The organism is Mesorhizobium sp. MC2-1-1, from assembly GCF_057597255.1.
Genome location: NZ_CP195205.1, coordinates 4,062,640 through 4,085,062, shown reverse-complemented (window position 1 = coordinate 4,085,062; position 22,423 = coordinate 4,062,640). Strand labels below are relative to the sequence as shown.

The window sequence follows — 22,423 nt, the reverse complement described above, 5'->3', positions numbered from 1 at the left end:
AAACAAAATTTGGCCGAAGTCTCGCGTCCTGCTATGAGCGCGAGGGCGCTTCCTCCCGTTGTTCGATTTGGAAAGGCGCATCAGGCCAACACCCACCGCGAGAGACAGAATGCATTTCAGAACGGTCCTGAGCGGCACGCTTGCGTTGCTGCTCGTATCAAGCCTCCCGAGCCTTGCCGCCTCGGCCGACAGCGCCGGGCGGGCCTCCGACAGCGGGTTCACCTTCCACCTGCCGACGCTGGGCATTTTCGGCGACAACAAGAAGCAGGAACAGGCGCAGGTCGCGCAGCAGGATAGCGGCGGCGCTGGCATAATCGGTCTGCAGGACCAGCTTCGGCAGTTGAACGGCAAGATCGAGGAGATGAATTTCCAGATCCTGCAGATGCAGGAGCAGATCCGAAAGCAGCAGGAAGACAACGAGTTCCGGTTCCAGCAGCTAGAGGGTGGCTCGCAAGGCGGCGCCAAGCCGGCCGGGCAGAAGAAATCGGAAGCCGCCCCCCGGGACGGAAACAGCAACAGTGGCAACACCAATCTCGGTGATGCCGGTACCGGGGATTCCGGCACAGGCGATGCCGGAACCGACAACAGCGTCGCGCAGGCCCCGGCGACGCCGGCGCCGTCCGACGCCAGCGGGCAAGATAGCGGCGGCAAGAGCGTGGGCGATGTCATCGTGGAATCGCAGACCGGCGATCCCGGCAAGCTGATCACCGGCGCGCCACCGAAGAATTTCGGCACCATCACCGTCGACAAGAACGGCAATGTCGTCAATGCCGAGACGGGTTCGCAGGCCAGCGCGCCGGCGCAGGCTCCCGCGGCCACCGCCAGCGCGCCTTCGGCCGAAACGCCGGCCAGGAAGAGCAAATCCGGCGGCACCGTGGTCGCGGCCCTGCCGTCGACCGACAATCCCGACGAGCTCTATCGCAATTCCTACCAGTTCATCCTTTCGGGCGATTATCCGACCGCCGAACAGGGCTTCCGCGACCACATCTCCCGCTTCCCCAAGGATGCGAAGGCGGCCGACGCGCATTACTGGCTGGGCGAGTCGCTGCTCGGCCAACAGAAGTACCGCGACGCGGCCGAGGTCTTCCTGGCCGCCAGCAAGGATTATCCGAAGGCCAAAAAGGCGCCCGACATGCTGCTCAAGCTCGGCGTTTCGCTGGTCGGCCTGAAGCAGAACGACGTCGCCTGCGCCACTTTCAACGAAATCGGCAAGCGCTATCCCGATGTCTCCGTTACGCTCAAGGAACGCATCAAGCAGGAAAAGGCACTGGCGGCGTGCTGACGCGCGATACCAGCCCCGAACTTTCAGACCACCTTTTCCGTGACCTAGATTTTTCGACCGGCGCCGTTGCAGCCGTGTCCGGCGGCAGCGATTCGACCGCCCTTCTCCTTCTCCTCAAAGATCACCTCGACCGGACCGCGCCGGCCGCCAGGCTGCTCGCGGTGACCATCGACCATGGCTTGCGGCCAGACTCCGCCGCCGAGGCGCGGCTCGTCGCCCGCTTCTGCGCGGAGCGCGGCATTGAGCACCGTATTTTCGCCTGGAGCGGCGACAAGCCCGCGAGCGGGTTGCCCGCCGCCGCGCGCGAGGCGCGCTACAGGCTGCTTGCCGCGGCGGCCGGCGCCGAAGGCATCAAGCTCATCCTGACCGGCCACACCGCCGACGATCAGGCGGAGACGGTGCTGATGCGGCAGGCGCGCGACGAGGAAGGCCGCGGCCTTGCCGGCATGGCGCCCGCAATGCTGCACGACTGGCGCACATGGATCGTCCGGCCGCTGCTTGGCACTAGGCGCGCGTCGCTGCGCGAGGTGCTGCGCCGCCGCGACATCGGCTGGATCGAGGACCCGACCAATGTCGACGCCCGCTTCGAGCGGCCGCGCGTGCGAGCGGCGCTCGCGCGGGGTGAAGGCGAACAGCGCGTCGCGGAAGCGCTTGCAATGGCGGGCCGCGCGGCCAACGAGCGCGAGGACCTCGGCCACCGCGCCGCCGCGCTGATCGGCGCCTTCGCCAGCAGACCGGGGCCGGGCCTCATCCGCCTCAACCGCGATTTTGCCGCCCATGATGAGGACAGCAAGGCCGCCATCTATGCGCTGCGCATCCTGCTGGCGACCGTCGGCGGCGTGTCGTTTCTCGCCGATGAAGCGCGTTGCGCGACGCTGTTTTCCCGCCTGCGGTCCGGGCCGCTTTGCGCCACATTGTCGCGGACGGTGGTCGACGCCCGCCGTGCCGGCATTTTCCTTCGCCGCGAAAACCGCAACCTGCCCGCCCCGGCCCCGCCGGCGGACAATCGGCTTTGGGACAATCGTCGACGCATCACTTTGCAAGACGGGCCTGGCGACTTGGTGATCGCGCAGTTGGGGGCGGCCGCCGCCAGGCAGGCGCCCCTGGGCGAGGATATCCCGCAAAGCCTCTCGCGCGCCGCGCTTGCCGCGGAGCCCGCGCTGTGGTCGGGCGGCAAATGCCTTGATTTCGCTGGCGGTGTGGCAGGCCCGCAACCGGTCTCGATCGCTGCGGCGGTAACCCCTTTCGCGCGCTTCCTGCCGTCCTTCGACCTCGAAGCCGCCATCGCCGTTGCGGCGCTGGTCGGCGCGCCGCCGCCGCCGGCGCCACCGTTCCACATGCGTGATGGCGGCCTGGCGTGGGCGAAAGCTTAACCGATACGTGCTGTTCTGCTTGGCAAGGGGTGGCGCTCTCCCTATGTTAGGCCGAGCTTCTCCATCATTGCAGGTCCGCGCGCGGACGCAAACGGGACAATAGATGAATCCGAATTATCGCAACCTCGCGCTCTGGGCGATCATAGCGGTCCTGCTCATAGCCCTGTTCAATCTCTTCCAGACGCCGCAGACGCGAGGGGCCACGACGGATATCGCCTATTCGCAGTTCCTGCAGGACGTTGCCTCCGGCCGGGTCAAGAGCGTGACCATCGCCGGCGCCCGTATCTTCGGAAACTATACGGACAACTCGAACGGCTTCCAGACCTACTCGCCAGGCGACCCGTCGCTGGTTTCCAGGCTCCAGGACAAGAACGTCACCATCACCGCCAAGCCCGAGACCGATGGCTCCAACTCGCTGTTCGGCTACCTGATCTCGTGGCTGCCGATGATCCTGATCCTCGGCGTGTGGATATTCTTCATGCGCCAGATGCAGTCCGGCTCCGGCCGCGCCATGGGCTTCGGCAAGTCGAAGGCCAAGCTTCTGACGGAGGCGCATGGCCGCGTCACTTTCCAGGATGTCGCCGGCGTCGACGAGGCCAAGGAGGATCTCGAGGAGATCGTCGAGTTTCTGCGCGACCCGCAGAAGTTCCAGCGCCTCGGCGGCAAGATTCCGCGCGGCGTGCTGCTGGTAGGCCCGCCCGGCACCGGCAAGACGCTGCTCGCCCGCTCGGTGGCCGGCGAGGCCAACGTGCCGTTCTTCACCATCTCCGGCTCGGACTTTGTCGAAATGTTCGTCGGCGTCGGCGCGAGCCGCGTACGCGACATGTTCGACCAGGCCAAGAAGAACGCGCCCTGCATCATCTTCATCGACGAGATCGACGCTGTCGGCCGCCATCGCGGCGCGGGCTTGGGCGGCGGCAATGACGAGCGGGAGCAGACCCTTAACCAGTTGCTGGTCGAGATGGACGGCTTCGAGTCCAACGAGTCGATCATCCTGATCGCCGCCACCAACCGGCCCGATGTGCTCGACCCGGCGCTGCTGAGGCCCGGCCGGTTCGACCGCCAAGTGGTGGTGCCGAACCCCGACATCGTCGGCCGCGAGAAGATCCTCAAGGTGCATGTGCGCAACGTGCCGCTGGCGCCCAATGTCGACCTCAAGGTGGTGGCGCGCGGCACGCCTGGCTTCTCCGGCGCCGATCTGATGAACCTCGTCAACGAATCCGCGCTGATGGCGGCGCGCCGCAACAAGCGGCTCGTCACCATGGCCGAGTTCGAGGACGCCAAGGACAAGATCATGATGGGCGCCGAACGCCGCTCGTCGGCGATGACGCAGGCCGAGAAGGAACTGACCGCCTATCACGAGGCCGGGCACGCGATACTGGCGCTCAACGTGCCGTCGGCCGATCCGCTGCACAAGGCGACCATCATCCCGCGCGGCCGAGCGCTGGGCATGGTCATGCAGCTGCCCGAAGGCGACCGTTATTCGATGAGCTACAAATACATGATCTCGCGGCTTGCGATCATGATGGGCGGCCGCGTCGCCGAGGAGTTCAAGTTCGGCAAGGAGAACATCACCTCGGGCGCCTCCTCCGATATCGAGCAGGCGACCAAGCTAGCGCGCGCCATGGTCACGCGCTGGGGCTTCTCCGACAAGCTCGGCCATGTCGCCTATGGCGACAACCAGGAAGAGGTATTTCTCGGCCATTCGGTGGCGCGCACACAGAACATTTCGGAGGAGACGGCGCAGATCATCGACGCCGAAGTGCGCCGCCTGATCGACGATGCCTATTCGACAGCCAAGGCCATCCTGACCAAGAAGAAGAAGGAATGGATCGCTCTTGCCGAAGGGCTGCTCGAATACGAGACGCTGTCCGGCGACGAGATCAAGCAGCTGATCGCGGGCAACAAACCCGCCCGCGACCTCGGCGACGACACCCCGCCCAGCCGCGGCTCTGCCGTGCCGAAGGCCGGCACGGGCGGGCGCCGCAAGAAGGGCTCGGAGCCCGAAGGCGGCATGGAGCCGCAGCCGCAGGGCTGAGGAGCGCGAGAAAGACTGATCGAAAAACGCCGCGGCTTGGTCCGCGGCGTTTTTGTTTGGGAATTGGAGAGAAGGCAATGCTTCTCTCGTCCCGGGGCCCAGATATCGCCCGACCGGCAGATTCTGGGACATCCCGAGGACAGGGTCCAACGCCTCGGGAAAAACGGTGAACCGCTTTGTCCGACCTATTCGATTTTTATGATTCAACTTTCAGACGCGCATTGCAGAGGCTGTAGTAACCGCCGCCCTTCTGAACCCAGCGAAGGCCGTTCAACGTACCCGCCTCCTTGTTGTCGTGGTAACTCTGCAGGCAGGTCTTCATCCGTGCCTTCGCGGGCTTTTCGGTCTTAAACTCTGCGGCGAGGGTGGTCGGGAATGTCACGCCCGCCGGCGCTACAGTGGAGGCGACCGCCGCGCTGGTTTCCTTTTTCTGCTGCTCCGCGATTTCGACCGTATCGGCGCCGACACTCTTTGCGTCGGACGTCGCGCATTTCTCCTTGCGGAAAGCGGCCCAGTCCATGCCGTTCAGATTGCCGCCTTGCTTGGCTGCCCGATAGGTCTCGCCGCATTCCTTCAGCGTCAGTGCTCTTGCAGGTGCGACGTTCCAAGCGACCAATGCCGTTACAGCCAATGCCGTCAATTTCAAACTGAACATAAGACCCTCCTGAGTGATAGTAAGCTTATGGTCTTTTTGTATACTGTTTGTTCCTGATATGTTCAACTAGAATTTGCAAACCGACAAGCCCGGCGGCGGAGGTGTCGGCGAATCGACGATGCCGACAGTCCCCCGATATGCAGATACAAGGAAGGCTGCGGGCTCTTCGCCTGCAACAAAAAGGCCCGCGCATCTTGCGATGCTCGGGCCTTTTCTCTTCGAAAATTAGACGATCAGCTCTTCAGCTTGGCGTTGCAGAGGCTGTAGAAGCCGCCGCCCTTCTGGATCCACTTCAGGCCGTTCAGCGTGTTGGCGTCCTTGTTGGCATAATACTGCTCGAGGCAGGTGTGCATGCGGCCTTTGGCCGGGGTCTCGGTAGCGAATTTCGGCGAAATCGCCGTCGGGAATGTCACGCCCTTCGGCGCGGCGACGGACGGCTTCGCCGGCTCGCTGGTGTAGGTGGCTTCCGTCGGAGCCGGCACGGTTTCGTCCTCCGCAGCGGCGGCGCCGCATTCGGCCTTGCGGAAGTCATTCCACTTCATGCCGTTGAGCTTGTTGGCGGTCTTCGCGGCCTGGTACTTGGTGCTGCACTCAGCCATGGTCAGGCCCTTGCCGCCATCGGCGGCCGCGGTCGAGGTCTTGGCGGGCTTGGCTACGGCCGCGGGCGCGGTGGCAGCCGCGGCGGTCGCGCCAGGGCCGCACTCGGCCTTGCGGAAGTCGTTCCACTTCATGCCGTTCAGCGTGCCGGCGGACTTGGCGGCCTGGTACTTGGCGCTGCATTCCTTCGAGCTCAGACCCTTGGCGGTATCGGCAGCTGCGGCCTCGGCCTTCGCTTTCTTGGCGGGCTTCGTCTCGGCGGCCTTCGTATTGGCCGCCTTCGTATCGGTCGCCGCCTTGGTGTCGGTCGCCGCGGACGCATCGCTACCGCACTGCGCCTTGCGGAACTGGTTCCATGTCTGGCCAGCAAGCGTTCCCGCATCCTTGGCCGCATTATACTTGGTGCTGCACTCGGCCATGGTCAGCGCGTTGGCAGGCGCCGCCAGGAACAATGTTGCGACGGCGATGCCCGTCAAAGCTGCAAGTCTATGAATGAGCATGGCGTTTTCTCCCTTGATGCCGCCAATAAGTGTCCCTATGCCAGATCAATAACGCTCAATGTCCGGTTGCGCCAGATGCTTCCGGCATGGGCGCTCTCACAAAGTGTGTTTCTCCCGATACGGTGATGAATTGCTTGCGCGCTCGCCCGGAGCCAAGCTTTGCCCGCTGACAGGGCGTCGAAATGCCCAGCACGCGCGGGCGTGTCGGCACCGAGGTCAATGATGGTATAGACTCTCGAATCACTTGCGCCGTCCACGACAATGATTTTCTAAGGATTGGTAATATATAATCACGAAATTTGATGATCGGATGCGGCCCAATTGTGGCAATACGGACCGCTGAAAACCGACGGGGACTGTAGGAACATGGCAGGTCAGTATTTCGGTACGGACGGTATCCGCGGACGCGCCAACACATTTCCGATGACGGCCGAGATCGCCATGCGCGTCGGGATGGCCGCCGGGCTTTCCTTCCACCGCGGCAATCATCGCCACCGCGTCGTGCTCGGCAAGGACACGCGGCTTTCCGGCTACATGATCGAGAACGCCATGGTGGCTGGCCTGTGCGCCGCCGGCATGGACGTCTTCCTGCTCGGCCCTATACCGACACCCGCGGTCGCCATGCTGGTACGCTCGCTGCGCGCCGACATCGGCGTGATGATCTCGGCCTCGCACAATCCTTATTACGACAACGGCATCAAGCTGTTCGGGCCCGACGGCTACAAGCTCTCCGACGAGATCGAGGAGCGCATCGAAGGCATGCTCGACAAGAACATCGAACTGGCGCTCGCCGATTCGGACGGGCTTGGCCGCGCCAAGCGCGTCGACGGCGTGCATGACCGCTATATCGAGTTCGCCAAACGCACGCTGCCGCGCTCGATGTCGCTCTCAGGCCTGAGGATCGTCGTAGATTGCGCGAATGGCGCCTCCTACAAGGTGGCGCCCGAGGCGCTGTGGGAACTCGGGGCCGAGGTGGTGGCGATCAATGTCGAGCCGAACGGCTTCAACATCAACAAGGAATGCGGCTCGACCCATCCGGCCGGCCTGCAGAAGAAGGTGCATGAGGTGCGCGCCGACATCGGCATAGCGCTCGACGGCGATGCCGACCGCGTTGTCATCGTGGACGAGAACGGAGCGATCGTCGACGGCGACCAGATCATGGGACTGATCGCCGAATCCTGGCACCAGAGCGGACGGCTGGCCGGCGGCGGCGTCGTTTCCACCGTGATGTCCAATCTCGGCCTGGAGCGCTTCCTCGGCGACATGAAGCTGCAGCTGCACCGCACCAAGGTGGGCGATCGCTATGTCGTTGAGCATATGCGCGCGCATGGCTTGAATGTAGGCGGCGAGCAGTCCGGCCACATCGTGCTGTCTGATTTCTCGACCACCGGCGACGGCCTGGTCTCGGCGCTGCAGGTGCTGGCCTGCATCAAGCGCCAGAACCGGCCGGTCAGCGAATTGTCGAAGAAGTTCGAACCCGTGCCGCAACTTCTCAAGAACGTCCGCATTTCTGGCGGCAAGCCGCTGGAGGAGGCGCCGGTCAAGGCCGCCATCGAGGAAGGACGAAACCGCCTTGGCAAGTCCGGCCGCCTCGTCATCCGGCCGTCCGGCACCGAGCCGCTCATCCGCGTCATGGCCGAGGGCGATGATCCGCAACTGGTCGAGACGGTGGTCAACGACATCGTGGGCATCCTGCAGGAAACCCGCAGCGCCGCCTAGGGGTGAGTTGATATTCAGGTGATGCCCGCCTGCAAATGGCGGCTCTCTGCGCTTCCGGTGCTCACGGACCGAATGTCCGTTCCGCTTCGGCCTTCGCCGGCCCGAAGCCTTCATAAATGTCACCGGCTGTGAAGCGTTGGCCGATTGTCGGAAGCCACCCAGTGTGGTCGCTTCGCGCCCGTCTTCGACTCCGGCTCGGCCTGACCTGGATCTCAACTCACCTGGTTCGGCGAGCCGGACGCCAAGCCCGCCGCAAGGCGGCATTTTCGTTGCCAAGCAGGCCCTCCGGACAACGACTTTCCCTCTAAAATTGTATGGATTCGTGGTTAATCGGTACGGTTAAACGGCTCTTAACCTTTGCAATTCATTATCCTAACCCGAGGTCAATCATCTTCGGGCGGTGTCGTCCCGAGGACTTCTCAGGGGTGACAGAATGTTCAAGACAGCAAGAATGGCATTGGTTGCCGCGCTGTTCGGGGGGACGGCCGGGCCGCTCTTCGCGGCCGACCTGCCAGCGCCGCAGGTCGAAGAGGCACCGCCGCCGGTGGTCGAACAGCAGCCAATGGATGTCGGCGGCTGGTACATCCGCGGCGATATCGACTACCACAAGTCAACCCTAGGCGACATCGACTATATTACATATGGGCCGCCGCCCGGCAGCAATAGTTTCGATTTCGGCCATCTGAAGGGCGGGTTCTCGCTAGGCGGTGGTGTCGGCTACAAGATCAACAGCTACCTCCGCACCGATGTGACCGCAGATTACTGGTTCAAGTCGGACTTCGACGGCCAGACCTCGGATCTGCTCACCACCTCGACCGAAGTCTCGAGGATGAGCGCGCTGTTGCTGCTCGCCAATGCCTATGTCGACATCGGCACCTGGCACGGCGTCACGCCCTATATCGGCGCCGGTATCGGCGGTGCGCACGTCAAATGGGATACGGTGTATGATCCGAATACCACCGAGACCAATCCCGGCTCGTCCAACTGGCGCTTCGCCTACGCGCTAATGGCCGGCGCTTCCTACTGCCTCACCGACAAGGTTATCCTCGACGCGGGTTACCGCTTCACGCATATCGAGGGCGGCCGCATGTTCGAGTACGATACGACTAGTTCCGGGCCAGGTTTCGACCACGGCATGAATACCCACGAGGTGCGCGGCGGCTTGCGCTACCAGTTCGGCGGCAACAATGGCTGCGCGGCGCCGGTTGCCTACCAGCCCGAGCCGGAACCGATCTACACCAAGTAGTCTTCCTCGATTATCCTGATTTCCCAGCCGCCCGGCATCGAACCGGGCGGCTTTCGCTTTGTGGCGCCGTCCGTAAAATACGATCAAAATCAATTCGGTAACGGAGCGTTATCCTTAACCGCCACTTAACCACTATGGTTAACAATGACTCCCTGAAACGGCGCTCGCGTTCGCGGCTGGCGCCACTCTCGGGAGCCGGGGACCATGACATTCAAATCGCGTATAGCACTGGCGCTCGCCGCAATCGTGCTGATGCCGCCGACGCTGGCGAGGTCGGCCGATTACGATCCGCCAATCTATGTGGACCAGGCGCCGGACTACCAGCCTGTCGAGGTCGGCTCGGGCTGGTACCTGCGCGGCGATGTCGGTTATGCCTTCAGCCATCCCTTCGACGACACCAGCAATAATCCGGGTTTTTCGCACAGCCGGACGCTGTTCGATGCCAGCGTGGGCATGGGTTACCATTTCAACGATTATCTTCGTGCCGACCTGAACCTCGGGATCCTGCCGTCAAACAAGTTCGGGGACAGCGTAGACACCACCTGCAGTGGATCAACAACGACGACAGTCATCGATAACACCACCCAAACGATTACAAGCCAAACCACTGCTGCGGGCACTACGCAGCCCTGCAAAGGATCCAGCAACGCCTTGAACAAAGCCTACAGCCTGATGGCCAACGGCTATATCGATCTCGGCACCTATGTCGGTATCACGCCCTATATCGGCGCCGGCGCCGGCATCGTCTACGACAAATACGCCAGCGCTATCGGCGCGAAGAATTGCGTTCCGTCGACCAGCAGCGTCGTCGGCAACGGCACCACCACCACGACGCAATTCAACTGCGATGACCCCGCCGGCTATGACGGGCAGGTCAGTTCCAAGGCCAGCTACGACTTCGCATACTCGCTGGCGGCCGGCCTCTCCTATCAGGCGACCAAGAATGTTTCGGTCGACCTCGGCTACGAATATCTCTCGATCCCGAGCGCACAGTATGTCGCTTACGACAATGGGCTCTTCAACGTTCACAAGGGCGTGAACTTCCAGACTGTCAAGCTCGGCTTGCGCTACGATCTTTGGTAGCGCAGACGCCAGTGAGGTTCGCAGGCGGGCGGTTCTTCAGTGCCGCCGCCCGTTTTTTGACGCTGGCTTCTTAAGCGAATATCCTGGCAGCGACAAAGACTTTGCTCTTGACGCCGACAGCCTGAGCGCATATCGCCGTCCGTGGGCCACCCCTCCCCAACGAGGGGCCACTATCTGGAAGGATAGACCACGATGACGACGCTTACCAAGCCCGGACTCCGTCCGGCAAACCCCAATTTCTCCTCAGGTCCCTGCGCAAAACGCCCCGGCTGGTCGGTCGAGGCGTTGACGAAGGCCGCGCTCGGACGCTCCCATCGCGCCAAGATCGGCAAGAGCAAGCTCGAGCAGGCAATCGAGCTGACGCGCGAAATCCTCAATGTCCCGGCGGACTATCGCATCGGCATCGTGCCGGCGTCAGACACCGGCGCGGTCGAGATGGCGCTTTGGTCGCTGCTCGGCGAACGCGGTGTCGACATGGTCGCCTGGGAAAGCTTCGGCTCCGGCTGGGTGACGGATGTCGTCAAGCAACTCAAGCTGGCCGATGTGCGCAAGTTCGAGGCCGGCTACGGCGAACTGCCCGACCTGACCCAGATAGATTTCGATCGTGACGTCGTCTTCACCTGGAACGGCACGACCTCGGGTGTGCGCGTGCCGAATGGCGAATTCATTCCCGCGAACCGCAAGGGCCTGACCATTTGCGACGCCACCTCGGCGGCGTTCGCGCAAAGGCTTGATTTCGACAAGCTCGATGTCGTCACCTTCTCCTGGCAGAAGGTGCTTGGCGGTGAGGGCGCGCATGGCATGCTGATCCTGTCGCCGCGCGCGGTCGCGCGGCTGGAGACTTACAAGCCGGCCTGGCCGCTGCCGAAGATCTTCCGATTGACCTCGGGCGGCAAGCTGATCGAGGGCATCTTCAGGGGCGAAACCATCAATACGCCGTCGATGCTTTGCGTCGAGGATTATCTCGATGCGCTCCACTGGGCGAAGTCGATCGGCGGCCTCGAGGCGCTGATTGCCCGCGCCGACGCCAATGCCGCGGTGCTCGACCGGTTCGCCGGCAAGTCAGGATGGCTCGGCCATCTCGCCGTCGATCCGGCGACGCGTTCGAACACGTCGGTGTGTCTCTCCTTCACCGACGCGCAAGTGGCGGCGCTCGACGCCGACGGGCAGGCGGCCTTCGCCAAGGGGATCGTATCCCTGCTCGACAAGGAAGGTGTCGCCTATGACATCGGTTCCTATCGCGACGCGCCTCCCGGCCTGCGCATCTGGTGCGGCGCGACCGTCGAGACCGCCGACCTCGAAGCGCTGATGCCATGGCTCGACTGGGCCTTCGCCTCGCAAAAGGCTTCGCTCAAGGCCGCGGCCTGAAATCCGTGGCGGCCTGGGGGCCGCCATCATTTCCGACAACCAATCCCTTTCAAGGAGGCCGCCATGGCGCCCCGCGTTCTCGTTTCGGATAAACTCTCCACCACCGCCGTGCAGATCTTCAAGGATCGCGGCATCGAAGTCGACTACCTGCCCGATCTCGGCAAGGACAAGGAAAAGCTCGCCGAGGTCATCGGCCAGTATGACGGCCTCGCCATCCGCTCGGCGACCAAGGTCACCGAGAAACTGATCAACGCTGCAACCAGGCTCAAGGTCGTCGGCCGCGCCGGCATCGGCGTCGACAACGTCGATATCCCGGCCGCCAGCCGCAAGGGCATCATCGTGATGAACACGCCCTTCGGCAATTCGATCACCACGGCCGAGCACGCGGTGGCGATGATCTTCGCGCTGGCGCGGCAGATACCGGAAGCGAATGCCTCGACCCATGCCGGCAAGTGGGAAAAGAACCGCTTCATGGGGGTCGAGATCACCAGCAAGACGCTGGGCGTCATCGGCTGCGGCAATATCGGCTCGATCGTCGCCACCCGCGGCGTCGGCCTGAAGATGCATGTGATCGCCTTCGATCCGTTCCTGTCGGACAGCCGGGCCGAGGAGCTCGGCGTCCAGAAGGTCGAGCTCGACGAACTTTTCGCCCGCGCCGACTTCATCACGCTGCACACGCCGCTGACCGACAAGACGCGCAATATCATCGACGCTGCGGCGATCGCCAAGATGAAGAACGGCGTGCGCATCATCAATTGCGCGCGCGGCGGACTGGTGGTCGAGGCGGATCTGGTCGCGGCGCTGAAGAGCGGCAAAGTGGCAGGCGCCGGCATCGACGTCTTCGAGGTCGAGCCGGCCGAGCAGAACCCGCTGTTCGGCATGGAGAATGTCGTGGCGACACCGCATCTCGGCGCCTCCACGACCGAGGCGCAGGAGAATGTGGCGCTGCAGGTTGCCGAGCAGATGAGCGACTATCTCATCAAAGGCGCCGTCTCCAACGCCATCAACATGCCTTCGATCACCGCCGAGGAAGCGCCGCGGCTCAAGCCTTTCGTCAAGCTCGCCGAAGTGCTTGGTGCCTTTGTCGGCCAGGTCACCGAGGATCCGATCAAGGAGGTCGAGATCCTGTTCGACGGCTCGACCGCGACGATGAACACGCGCGCGCTGGTCAGCGCCACCCTCGCAGGACTGATCCGGCCGCAGGTGTCCGACGTCAACATGGTGTCGGCGCCGATCATGGTGAAGGAGCGCGGCATCATCGTCGCCGAGGTCAAGCGCGACAAGTCGGGCGTGTTCGACGGCTATATCAAGCTCACCGTCAAGACCGAGCATATGACGCGTTCGATCGCCGGCACCTGCTTCTCCGACGGCAAGCCGCGCTTCATCCAGATCAAGGGCATCAATCTCGATGCCGAGGTCGGCCAGCACATGCTCTACACGACCAATGCCGACGCGCCCGGCATCATCGGCCTGCTCGGCACGCTGTGCGGCGAGAACGGCGTCAACATCGCCAACTTCCAGCTGGGCCGCAACCGGCCGGGCGGCGATGCGATCGCGCTGCTCTATCTCGACGCGCCGTTCCCGGAAAAGGTGCTGGAGCAGGTGCGGGCGCACAAGTCGATCGACTCGGCCAAGCGGCTGCGCTTCGACGTCGGCGAGCAGTAACGGCTTTTACCGGACATGAAGAACGCCCGTCTGCACAGCAGGCGGGCGTTGATGATATAGCCGCACCGGCGGCCGCCTGGCGTGTTCGGCGGATGTCGAGCTCTCTACATGGCGGCTTTGCTGCCGCTGTATTCGGCGAGCGCGATGCCGCCCAGCACAAGCGCGAGCGCGAAGGCCTGATAGGGCTGGAACTGTTCGCCGATGATCAGCACCGAAAGCAGCGTGCCGAAGATCGGCACCAGATTGATGAACAGGCCGGCGCGGTTGGCGCCGATCAGCTCGTTGCCCTTGATGTAGAGGACCTGCGATACGACAGAAGCACCGAGCGCCGTATAGAGCGTGAGCATCCATCCACTCGTGTCCGGGACGATGACCCTGCCAGACGCGACCTCCCAAAGAAAGAAGGGTAAGGAGACCAGCAAAGCGGCGATCGACAGGGCCAGCATGAAACTCTGCCAGCGAATTGCCGGCTTGAGGCGCAGTCCGACCGAATAGAGGCTGTAGCAAAGCACCGCGACAAGCATGATGGCGTCGCCGAAATTGAGATCGAGCTTGAGCAACTGGCTGAGGTCACCATGGCTGGCGGTCAGCGCAACGCCGACGATGGTGAGAACGACACCGACGATCTGCAGAGGCCGCACCCGCAGCCTGAACAGCACGAAATTGGCAAGTATGATGACGATCGGGATAGCCGCCTGCTCGATCGAGACATTGATGGCTGTCGTATAGTTCAGCGCTGTGTAGAAGATGACGTTGAATATGGTGAAGCCGCAGGCGCCGAGGCCGGCAAGCAGCTTCCAGTGGCGGCGCACTTCGGGCCAATCCTCACGCAGCGCCCGCCAGCCGATGGGCAGCAGGATGAGCACCGCCATCACCCAGCGCAGGAACACCAGCGTCATCGGCGAGACATGGCCGACGGCAAGCTTGCCCGCGACCGAATTGCCGCCCCAAAGGAGCATGGTCGACAGAAGGAAAAGATAGGCGGCTCGGTGCATGGAGGAAGCGGCCCTGCGGGGTGTTCAAGGGTTCAGGCCGGGTTAGAGGGATGGCGGCGGCAAGTAAATAATGCGCAAGCCGGAATTCGTTGTGCCTGGATCAGCCGACGTTTCGCCGACGGGGTCATTCAGATCTGTTCCTGGTGGAGCAGTCTTTCGAAAGCTGGTACCCGCTTTCAGGTTCCCTTACCTTCGGTTCGGGGATCGTGATCCGAGGGTGGTTTCAGCGGCAAAGAAAGGGTCGCGCGCGCGCTCGCTTGAGGTTATAGAGGCCTGTCGTTCAGGCCGCCCGCGCGGCATTTCAAGGGAAAAGAATATGGCCAATGTGGTGGTCGTCGGCTCGCAATGGGGCGACGAAGGCAAGGGCAAGATCGTCGACTGGCTGTCGGAACGGGCCGATGTGGTCGTGCGCTTCCAGGGCGGCCACAATGCCGGCCATACGCTGGTCGTCGACGGCAAGGTCTACAAGCTGTCGCTGCTGCCATCCGGGGTGGTGCGGGAAGGCAAGCTGTCGATCATCGGCAATGGCGTGGTGTTCGATCCGCATGCTTTCGTGGCCGAAGCCAAGAAGCTGAAGGAGCAGGGCGTGCAGGTCACGCCAGAGCGCCTGAAAATAGCCGAAAACACCGCGCTTATCCTGTCCCTGCACCGCGAGCTGGATGGATTCCGTGAAGATGCCGCCTCCAATTCCGGGACCAAGATCGGCACGACCCGCCGCGGCATTGGCCCCGCCTATGAGGACAAGGTGGGCCGGCGCGCGGTGCGGGTGATGGATCTGGCGGATTTGGAAACGCTGCCCCTGAAGGTCGACAGACTGCTGACGCACCACAATGCGCTGCGCCGCGGACTTGGTCATCCGGAAGCGACGCATGAGGCGATCATGCAGGAGCTGACCTCGGTGGCCGGCGAAATCCTGCCCTATATGGACCGCGTCTGGAAAGTGCTCGACGACAAGCGCCGCGCCGGTGAGCGCATCCTGTTCGAGGGCGCGCAGGGCACGCTGCTCGACATCGACCACGGCACCTACCCCTTCGTCACTTCGTCCAATACGGTCGCGGGTCAAGCCGCCGCCGGTTCCGGCGTCGGTCCCGGCGTCATCGGCTATGTGCTGGGCATCACCAAGGCCTATACGACGCGCGTCGGCGAGGGGCCTTTCCCGACAGAGCAGAAGAACGAGGTCGGCGAATTCCTCGGCACGCGCGGCCACGAGTTCGGCGTGGTCACCGGCCGCAAGCGGCGATGCGGCTGGTTCGATGCCGTTCTGGTGCGCCAGGCTGTGGCCGTCAACGGCATCAAGGGCATCGCGCTAACCAAGCTCGACGTGCTCGATGGGCTGGACGAGATCAAGGTCTGCACGGGCTACAGACTCGATGGCGAGACGATCGACTACCTGCCGGCCAGCCAGGGTGCGCAAGCCCGGGTCGAGCCCATCTACGAGACGCTCGAAGGTTGGAAGGGAACTACGGCCGGCGCCAGGAGCTGGAACGATCTGCCGGCGCAAGCCGTCAAATATGTCCGCTACATCGAGGAGCTGATCGGCGCCCCGGTGGCGCTGCTCTCAACCAGCCCCGAACGGGACGACACGATACTTGTGACCGACCCGTTTCAAGACTAGTTTCACAGCCCTTCCCGGCGTTACGGCTGATTTGCGGCCGGCGGGAGAAGAATGCAGGTCACCTGACGCATGGCAGATTTCATCGCTGTTCTGAAAAAGACGATCGACAATCTCAGCGAGAACACGCCGGAGATGCGGTCGAAGGTCTATGATAAGGCGCGGGCGACAATCGCCAAGAAGCTTGCCGATCGCGTTCCGCCATTGGCGCCCGCGGTCGTCGATCAGCAGAAGCGCACCCTTGAGGACGCCATCTCCAGCGTCGAGCGCAGTTATGCCAAAAGCGTTCCCGCCGCCGATCCGCTCGCGGAGCTGGAGCATATCTTCTCCTCCATCGACCGCAACAGGAACCAGCCGACCCACTCCCGCCAGCCGGCACCGCCTACGGTCGCGCCGACGCCTGCCAAGCGGGAGCCGTTCAAATCAGACCCACCCAGGCCGGCGCCTGCCCCCGTCAGGACCGAACCTTCCTGGCAAAGCGCGCCGAAGGCTGAGCCGGCGCCGCAAGGCTCTGTGAAGGCGGAGCCGGCCTGGCAAAGCACGGCAAGAGCCGAGCCGAGCTGGCAGCCCGCGCCAAAGGTGGAGCCCGCCCGGAACGCCCCGCCACCGCCGATGCCGTCGCCGCGCGATGACGATGTGGGCCTCGCTGGCATGGAAGCCGCCGATGCCGAGGACGGCGGCGACGTCTTTGCGAATGACGAGCAGCCGGCGGGCGATACTTTTCAACGGTTGCGGCCTCAGCCGCAGCGGCGCAAGCGCGGCTATGGGGGCTTGATCGCTGCCGGCATCGCCCTGTTGGTACTGGCTGGCGGCGGCTACGGCATATGGCTGAACAAGAATGCGTTCGGCTCGCTCTTCGGCCTCGGCGGCGGCAATAAGACGGCCTCGACCGAGCCGCTGGTCAAGCCCGCTCCAGCCAAGCCTGCGACCGAGACGGCGGCAGCGCCGGCCCCGGCTCCGGCCGCTACAAGCGAGCCGGCCGAGACGACCAAGTTCACGCAGCGCCTGACGCCCGAGGGCAAGGAGACAGACCCCGGTCCGGCCGGCGGACAAGCCACGATCGGCGAAGGTGAATCCGTTGCGGCGCTGACCTCGCGCCCGCCGACCGCGCCAGCGGCGCCGCCCCCGGCGACCGGCACCCCTCCTGCCCCGGCCCCGCAAACGCCGCCCCCCGCAACGCCGGCGCCGGCCGATGCAGCCAATCCGACGCCGCCGGCGGCTGGAACCACACTGCCAACGACTGATGCTGCAACGCCGCCCGCGGCCAGCGCCACGCCACCCGCGGCGGGGGCTACGCCGCCTGCCGCAGCCACGACGCCGCCAGCGGCGGCAACCGCCGAGGCGGCCGTGCCGGTCGGGCAGAAGGCGATCTTCTATGAGGAACGTACCAGCACCCAGCAAGGCACGGCCGAGCCGGGCAGCATCGTGTGGTCGCTGGTGCAGGAATCGCCCGGCGGCGACCTGCCGCCGGAGCCGGCGATCCGCGCCGAGGCGACCATCCCCGGCAAGAACATCCAGCTGCGCATGACGATCCGGCGCAACACCGACCAGACCCTGCCGGCCAGCCACATCATCGAGATGATCTTCCTGACGCCGCAAGGGTTTGACGGCGGCGGAGTCGACAACATCCTGCGCATCGCCATGAAAGGCTCGGAGCAGGATGCTGGCAGCCCGCTGATCGGCATTCCGGCCAAGATCGCCGACGGCTTCTTCCTCGTCGCGCTCAACGACACCAAGGCCGACGAGGATGCCAACCTGACGCTGCTTCGGGGCCAGGACTGGATCGACGTGCCGGTGGTCTACAAGACCGGTCGCCGCGCGCTGCTGACCATGGAAAAGGGCATCCCCGGCGAGAAGGTGTTCGACGAGGCGCTTAAGGCCTGGGCGGCGAAAACGTCGGGGTGAGGCGGGGCGCGCGCGCCTTATAATCCTTGAAAGAGCATATCAAGCGCCGCGACGATATCGTCGTGGTGGCTCGTAAGATTGGTTCAATTCTCGCCGAGTTCGGTCGCAGCCACCGTCGCGATCAGGTGGGTGGCCATGACCATCTTCCGGCCGTTGATGTCAGAGACCGGATGTAGCTTGCGCATTGGCGAAGGCGCCGAGGTCAATGGCAGAAGCGGAACGACCACGCGCGTCTTGAAGTGGTCGAGCGGGTCGGATTGAACGTCGAGCAGATAGCCGCCTTCGATGCCGCCGGCGAAGACGTCATAGCACGCCATTAGAATTGCCGATGCTCGGCGAGCGGGATGCCATGCTTGTCGACATAGTCGTTCCAGGCGTCCATCGTCGCACGGTTTTCAAGCTTCCATAGCCGCGTCTTCTCGGCAGCGACCGCTGCCGCTATCCCCGCCTCCGCTGCACGCGATACATTCACATCGAGCCCCTTGGCTTCCGCCATGAGCTGAGAATCGATCGACAGGTTAGCCGGTTGATGGACCGCGTTGGTCGCTATCTTGCGCATGATGGCGTCCTCATTATGCGCACGCCGCTGATTGGCAGTGAAGACGGCTTACCCCTCCATCTCCTCGCGCAGCATTTCCAGCTCGAGCCATTCTTCCTCGAGCGCGGCGAGCGTGGTGCGTTCCTTGTCAAGCGCGGCGATGGTCTTCTGGAACGAGACCGGATCTCGCTCATAGAAGGCAGGGTCGGCGATATTGTTCTCCAGCCTGGCGATCGAGGCGGTGACTGCCTCGATCTTCTTGGGTAAGGAGTCCAGGGCGAATTTCTGCTTGAACGACAACTTTTTTGCCGGGCTTTTCAGAGCAGCCTGTTCGGCTTTCGGCGAAGCCACGTTTGCTTCAACCTTCGACCTTGTCTTGCGGTCCTCCAGCCTGGAGCCGCCGCGCTGCGCCAGCATGTCGGAGTAGCCGCCGGCATATTCGATCCAGCGCCCGCCGCCGTCCGGCGCGATCACGCTGGTGACGGTGCGGTCGAGGAAGTCGCGGTCGTGGCTGACCAGGATGACGGTTCCAGCGAAACCGGCAACCAGTTCCTGCAGCAGTTCCAGCGTTTCCATGTCGAGATCGTTGGTAGGCTCGTCGAGCACCAGAAGGTTCGCCGGTCGCGCCAGCACGCGGGCCAGCAGCAGCCGCGCGCGCTCGCCGCCCGATAGCTCACGCACCGGCGTGCGCGCCTGTTCCGGCTTGAACAGGAAATCCTTCATGTAGGAGACGACGTGGCGCTGCTCGCCATTGACGAGCAGGTTCTCGCCGCGCCCGTCGGTGAGGTAATGCGCCAGCGTCTCCTGCGGGTCGACGGCCTCGCGCTTCTGATCGAGCGTCGCGATCTCCAGATTGACGCCGAGCCGCACGGTGCCGGCGTCCGGTGCCAACTCTCCGGTCAGCATCTTCAACAATGTCGTCTTGCCGGCGCCGTTCGGGCCGACCAGGCCGACGCGATCGCCGCGCTGGATGCGGGTCGAGAAACCCTTGACCACGATCAGATCGCCGAAGCTCTTGTCGATGCCCTTGGCCTCGATCACCAGTTTGCCGGATTCGGCGGCGTCGCTCGCCACCATGGTGGCGGTACCCTCGGCGCCGCGATGGCTGCGGAATCGCTGTCGCATGGTCTGCAACTCGCCAAGCCGGCGCATGTTGCGCTTGCGCCTGGCCGTCACGCCATAACGCAGCCAATGCTCCTCGCGCACGATCTGGCGGCCAAGCTTGTGCTGCTCGCGCTCTTCTTCCTCGAGCACCTGATCGCGCCATTCCTCGAAATGCGCGAACCCCTTGTCCAGCCGCCGCGTCTGGCCGCGGTCGAGCCAGACGGTGGCGCGCGAGACGCGCTCGAGGAAACGTCGGTCATGCGAGATGAGGATGACGGCCGAGGACGTGCGGGCGAGCTCTTCCTCCAGCCATTCGATGACGGAAAGATCGAGATGGTTGGTCGGCTCGTCGAGCAGCAGGATATCCGGTTCGGGCGCCATGACGCGGGCAAGCGCGGCGCGGCGCGCCTCGCCTCCGGAAAGGTCGTTCGGCCGCTCGTCGCCGGTGAGGCCGAGATGCTCCATCAGATAGGTGGCGCGATGCGGATCGTCGGCCGGGCCCAGGCCGGCTTCGACATAGGCGCGCACACTGGCGAAGCCGTCCATGTCGGGCATCTGCGGAAGGTAGCGGACCGTGGCCGAAGGCTGGCGGAATACCTCGCCGTCCTGCGGCTCGATCATCCCCGCGGCAATCTTGAGCAGCGTCGACTTGCCCGAGCCGTTGCGTCCCACCAGCGCAATCTTGTCCCCGGCGGATGCGCTGAGCGCGGCGCCATCAAGCAGCGGGGCGCCTCCGAAGGTCAGTTTAATGCCGTCGAGATTGAGGAGTGGCGGCGCCATGTCAGCTTTCTGGAAGAGGGTAGGGGTGAGCCAGAAGCAGCGCCCGGCCGCGCTCCAGCCCGATGCCAAGCTGCCCCTTGACCTCGTTTGATATAGTGAGCGAGGAGCCGAACGCCACCTCCACGCGGTCGAGCGGCCATTTGGCGCCGGTGACCGTGAGGCCGGACAGGTCGGAGAAGCCGAGCACCGAAAACAAGGTGCCGTCGGCATAGTCGAAGCTGGCTTCGCCAGGCAGGATGGGAACGCCTTCCTGCGCGCCGCTCGTCAGAAGCACCCGCGTGCCAGCGGCGGCCAGCCGCACGGCCAGCGCGAGATGCAGCACGGCATGGTCGGCGCGCTTGCCGCCGAAGGCGCCGGCCAGCACGAGGCCGGTGGCGCCGTGCCGGAGCGCTTCGGCTACGGCAAGCTCGCCGTCGGTCATGTCCTTCTCGGCCGGAAAGACCTTGCGCGGCACGGCGGCCAGGCCTCCTGGCAGGTTCGCCGGCACGGAGTCGAAATCGCCGACCCAGAGCTCCGGGACGACATCCAGCAAGCGCGCATGGCCGATGCCGGCGTCGGCGGCGATGACGCGCGAACCTTCGATCTGGCGTTCGAGCCGAGGCGTGCGGATAAGCTCGCCGCCGAGCAGGATGGTGAATGTGCCCATAGGCGTCGCCCTTACCAGCACGCCGGGCGAAACGGAAGCCGGATGCGACGCGCCTCGGCCGCGAGTCGTGCCCGCAACATCAGCTGCCGGCAAACTTCCGCTTGCGCGTCGCTTCGGCCGGGCCTATCTGTCGAAGCGCTCTAACGGGGTGCTGGACGTGATCCGGCTGAGAGGCAGACAAGCCAACCCGCTGAACCTGATCCGGTTTGTACCGGCGGAGGGATTAGACGTTTCGGACCATCCGGCGCCTCAATTCCTTGTCACTCGAACGAAGGAGGCGCCGATGCGCGCGATGCTGTCCCATCTCATTCTCGCAACGGGTCTTGTTTCGCTTCTGGCGGGCGTCGCGTCCGCGGAGGCAAAGGACAAGCTCACCGTCTATACCTATGAAAGCTTCACCGCCGATTGGGGTCCCGGCCCGGCGGTGAAGAAGGAATTCGAAGCCGAATGCGGCTGCGATCTGGAATTCGTCTCGGTGGCCGACGGCGTTGCCCTGCTCAATCGCGTCAAGCTGGAAGGCGCCGGCACCAAGGCCGATATCGTGCTCGGCCTCGACACCAACCTGACGGCGGAAGCCAAGGCGAGCGGCCTGTTCGCGCCGCATGGCGAAGTCTCCGGCATCAATGTGCCCGGGGGCTGGAGCGACGACATTTTCGTGCCTTTCGACTATGGCTATTTCGCCGTCGTCTATGACACGCAGAAGCTGAAAGTCCCGCCGAAGAGCCTCAAGGACCTGGTCGAGGGCGCCGGCACGGACAAGATCGTCATCCAGGATCCGCGCACCTCGACGCCCGGGCTCGGCCTGCTTTTGTGGGTGAAGTCCGTCTATGGCGACAAAGCTCCCGAGGCCTGGGCCAAGCTCAAGACTAAAGTTCTGACGGTGACGCCGGGCTGGAGCGAGGCCTATGGCCTGTTCACCAAGGGCGAGGCCCCGATGGTGCTGTCCTACACCACCTCACCGGCCTACCACATGGTGGCCGAGAACACCGAGCGCTACCAGGCGGCCTCCTTCGAGGAAGGCGAATATCTGCAGATCGAGGTTGCCGGCATCACCAAGGGCGGCGCCAAGAACCCGTTGGCGCAAAAATTCATCGCCTTCATGATCGGGCCGAAATTCCAGGACGTCATCCCGGAAACCAACTGGATGTTCCCGGCCGGCAAGACCGACAAGCCACTCAACCCGGCCTTCGACAAGCTGGTGAAGCCGACCAAGACCCTGCTGTACAGCCCGGAGGAAGTCGCCGCCCACCGCAAGGCGTGGGTGGATGAGTGGCTGAGTGTCATGAGCAAGTAGGGGCTGCTTTGGCCATTCATAGC

18 protein-coding genes and 1 riboswitch are annotated in these 22,423 nt (G+C 64.0%); of the genes, 11 read left to right on the top strand and 7 right to left on the bottom strand.

Annotated elements, in window-relative coordinates:
* The first annotated feature begins 109 nt into the window (after window positions 1-109).
* The 3 genes from ybgF to ftsH all read left to right on the top strand — a co-directional run bounded on the left by ybgF (window position 110) and on the right by ftsH (window position 4,693).
* Window positions 110-1,282, top strand: a complete 1,173-nt coding sequence (gene ybgF, locus ACR64R_RS20180) for a tol-pal system protein YbgF (protein WP_487358042.1) — start codon at window positions 110-112, stop codon at window positions 1,280-1,282.
* Window positions 1,276-2,655 carry a tRNA lysidine(34) synthetase TilS gene (gene tilS, locus ACR64R_RS20175; RefSeq protein ID WP_487358041.1) on the top strand — a complete coding sequence of 460 codons (1,380 nt, stop codon included), beginning with the start codon at window positions 1,276-1,278 and terminating at the stop codon, window positions 2,653-2,655. Before ybgF ends, tilS begins: the two co-directional genes overlap by 7 nt.
* 103 nt (window positions 2,656-2,758) lie before the next feature.
* A complete protein-coding gene (gene ftsH / locus ACR64R_RS20170) occupies window positions 2,759-4,693 on the top strand; it encodes an ATP-dependent zinc metalloprotease FtsH (RefSeq protein WP_487358040.1) in 1,935 nt (644 codons plus the stop codon).
* A 196-nt stretch (window positions 4,694-4,889) separates the two neighbouring features.
* Here the strand turns inward: ftsH and ACR64R_RS20165 are convergent, their stop codons facing one another.
* Both ACR64R_RS20165 and ACR64R_RS20160 read right to left on the bottom strand, forming a co-directional pair.
* Window positions 4,890-5,348, bottom strand: coding sequence for a hypothetical protein (locus ACR64R_RS20165; protein ID WP_487358039.1), 459 nt, complete (start codon window positions 5,346-5,348; stop codon window positions 4,890-4,892).
* 233 nt (window positions 5,349-5,581) lie between these two features.
* Window positions 5,582-6,445, bottom strand: coding sequence for a hypothetical protein (locus ACR64R_RS20160; RefSeq protein ID WP_487358038.1), 864 nt, complete (start codon window positions 6,443-6,445; stop codon window positions 5,582-5,584).
* Window positions 6,446-6,811: 366 nt separating this feature from the next.
* Between ACR64R_RS20160 and glmM the strand changes: the two genes are divergently transcribed.
* The 5 genes from glmM (at window position 6,812) to serA (ending at window position 13,526) form a co-directional block, all read left to right on the top strand.
* On the top strand, window positions 6,812-8,164 hold the full coding sequence (glmM, locus tag ACR64R_RS20155) for a phosphoglucosamine mutase (RefSeq protein ID WP_487358037.1): 1,353 nt from the start codon (window positions 6,812-6,814) through the stop codon (window positions 8,162-8,164).
* A 433-nt stretch (window positions 8,165-8,597) separates the two neighbouring features.
* Entirely contained in the window at window positions 8,598-9,410 is an 813-nt protein-coding gene (locus ACR64R_RS20150; protein WP_487358036.1) for an outer membrane protein, read from the top strand.
* Between the two features lie 204 nt (window positions 9,411-9,614).
* Window positions 9,615-10,493, top strand: a complete 879-nt coding sequence (locus tag ACR64R_RS20145; protein WP_487358035.1) for an outer membrane protein — start codon at window positions 9,615-9,617, stop codon at window positions 10,491-10,493.
* Between the two features lie 192 nt (window positions 10,494-10,685).
* The gene (locus tag ACR64R_RS20140; protein WP_487358034.1) at window positions 10,686-11,861 is read left to right on the top strand and encodes a phosphoserine transaminase; all 1,176 of its coding nucleotides are present in this window, start codon (window positions 10,686-10,688) and stop codon (window positions 11,859-11,861) included.
* Window positions 11,862-11,924: 63 nt separating this feature from the next.
* Window positions 11,925-13,526: a phosphoglycerate dehydrogenase gene (serA, locus tag ACR64R_RS20135; RefSeq protein ID WP_487358033.1), complete on the top strand. Its 1,602-nt coding sequence runs from the start codon at window positions 11,925-11,927 to the stop codon at window positions 13,524-13,526.
* A 104-nt stretch (window positions 13,527-13,630) separates the two neighbouring features.
* Here serA and ACR64R_RS20130 read toward each other — a convergent pair whose 3' ends face one another.
* Complete coding sequence (locus ACR64R_RS20130; protein ID WP_487358032.1) at window positions 13,631-14,521, bottom strand: DMT family transporter; 891 nt, start codon at window positions 14,519-14,521, stop codon at window positions 13,631-13,633.
* Between the two features lie 316 nt (window positions 14,522-14,837).
* Between ACR64R_RS20130 and ACR64R_RS20125 the strand changes: the two genes are divergently transcribed.
* Window positions 14,838-16,136 (top strand): adenylosuccinate synthase, encoded by a 1,299-nt coding sequence (locus tag ACR64R_RS20125; protein ID WP_487358031.1) that lies wholly within the window; start codon window positions 14,838-14,840, stop codon window positions 16,134-16,136.
* Window positions 16,137-16,205: 69 nt separating this feature from the next.
* Window positions 16,206-18,038 (top strand): hypothetical protein, encoded by a 1,833-nt coding sequence (locus tag ACR64R_RS20120; RefSeq protein WP_487358030.1) that lies wholly within the window; start codon window positions 16,206-16,208, stop codon window positions 18,036-18,038.
* Between the two features lie 83 nt (window positions 18,039-18,121).
* Here the strand turns inward: ACR64R_RS20120 and ACR64R_RS20115 are convergent, their stop codons facing one another.
* The 4 genes from ACR64R_RS20115 to ACR64R_RS20100 are packed head-to-tail and all read right to left on the bottom strand — an operon-like array spanning window position 18,122 to window position 21,106.
* Complete coding sequence (locus ACR64R_RS20115) at window positions 18,122-18,355, bottom strand: CcdB family protein (protein WP_487358029.1); 234 nt, start codon at window positions 18,353-18,355, stop codon at window positions 18,122-18,124.
* Window positions 18,355-18,597: a type II toxin-antitoxin system CcdA family antitoxin gene (locus ACR64R_RS20110; protein WP_487358028.1), complete on the bottom strand. Its 243-nt coding sequence runs from the start codon at window positions 18,595-18,597 to the stop codon at window positions 18,355-18,357. Before ACR64R_RS20110 ends, ACR64R_RS20115 begins: the two co-directional genes overlap by 1 nt.
* A gap of 48 nt (window positions 18,598-18,645) precedes the next feature.
* Complete coding sequence (locus tag ACR64R_RS20105) at window positions 18,646-20,460, bottom strand: ABC-F family ATP-binding cassette domain-containing protein (protein WP_487358027.1); 1,815 nt, start codon at window positions 20,458-20,460, stop codon at window positions 18,646-18,648.
* Between the two features lies 1 nt (window position 20,461).
* Window positions 20,462-21,106: a thiamine diphosphokinase gene (locus ACR64R_RS20100; RefSeq protein ID WP_487358026.1), complete on the bottom strand. Its 645-nt coding sequence runs from the start codon at window positions 21,104-21,106 to the stop codon at window positions 20,462-20,464.
* Window positions 21,107-21,240: 134 nt separating this feature from the next.
* A riboswitch (TPP riboswitch) is annotated at window positions 21,241-21,346 on the top strand.
* A 43-nt stretch (window positions 21,347-21,389) separates the two neighbouring features.
* Here ACR64R_RS20100 and thiB point away from each other — a divergent pair.
* Window positions 21,390-22,400 carry a thiamine ABC transporter substrate binding subunit gene (gene thiB, locus ACR64R_RS20095; RefSeq protein WP_487358025.1) on the top strand — a complete coding sequence of 337 codons (1,011 nt, stop codon included), beginning with the start codon at window positions 21,390-21,392 and terminating at the stop codon, window positions 22,398-22,400.
* The last annotated feature ends 23 nt before the right edge of the window (window positions 22,401-22,423 follow it).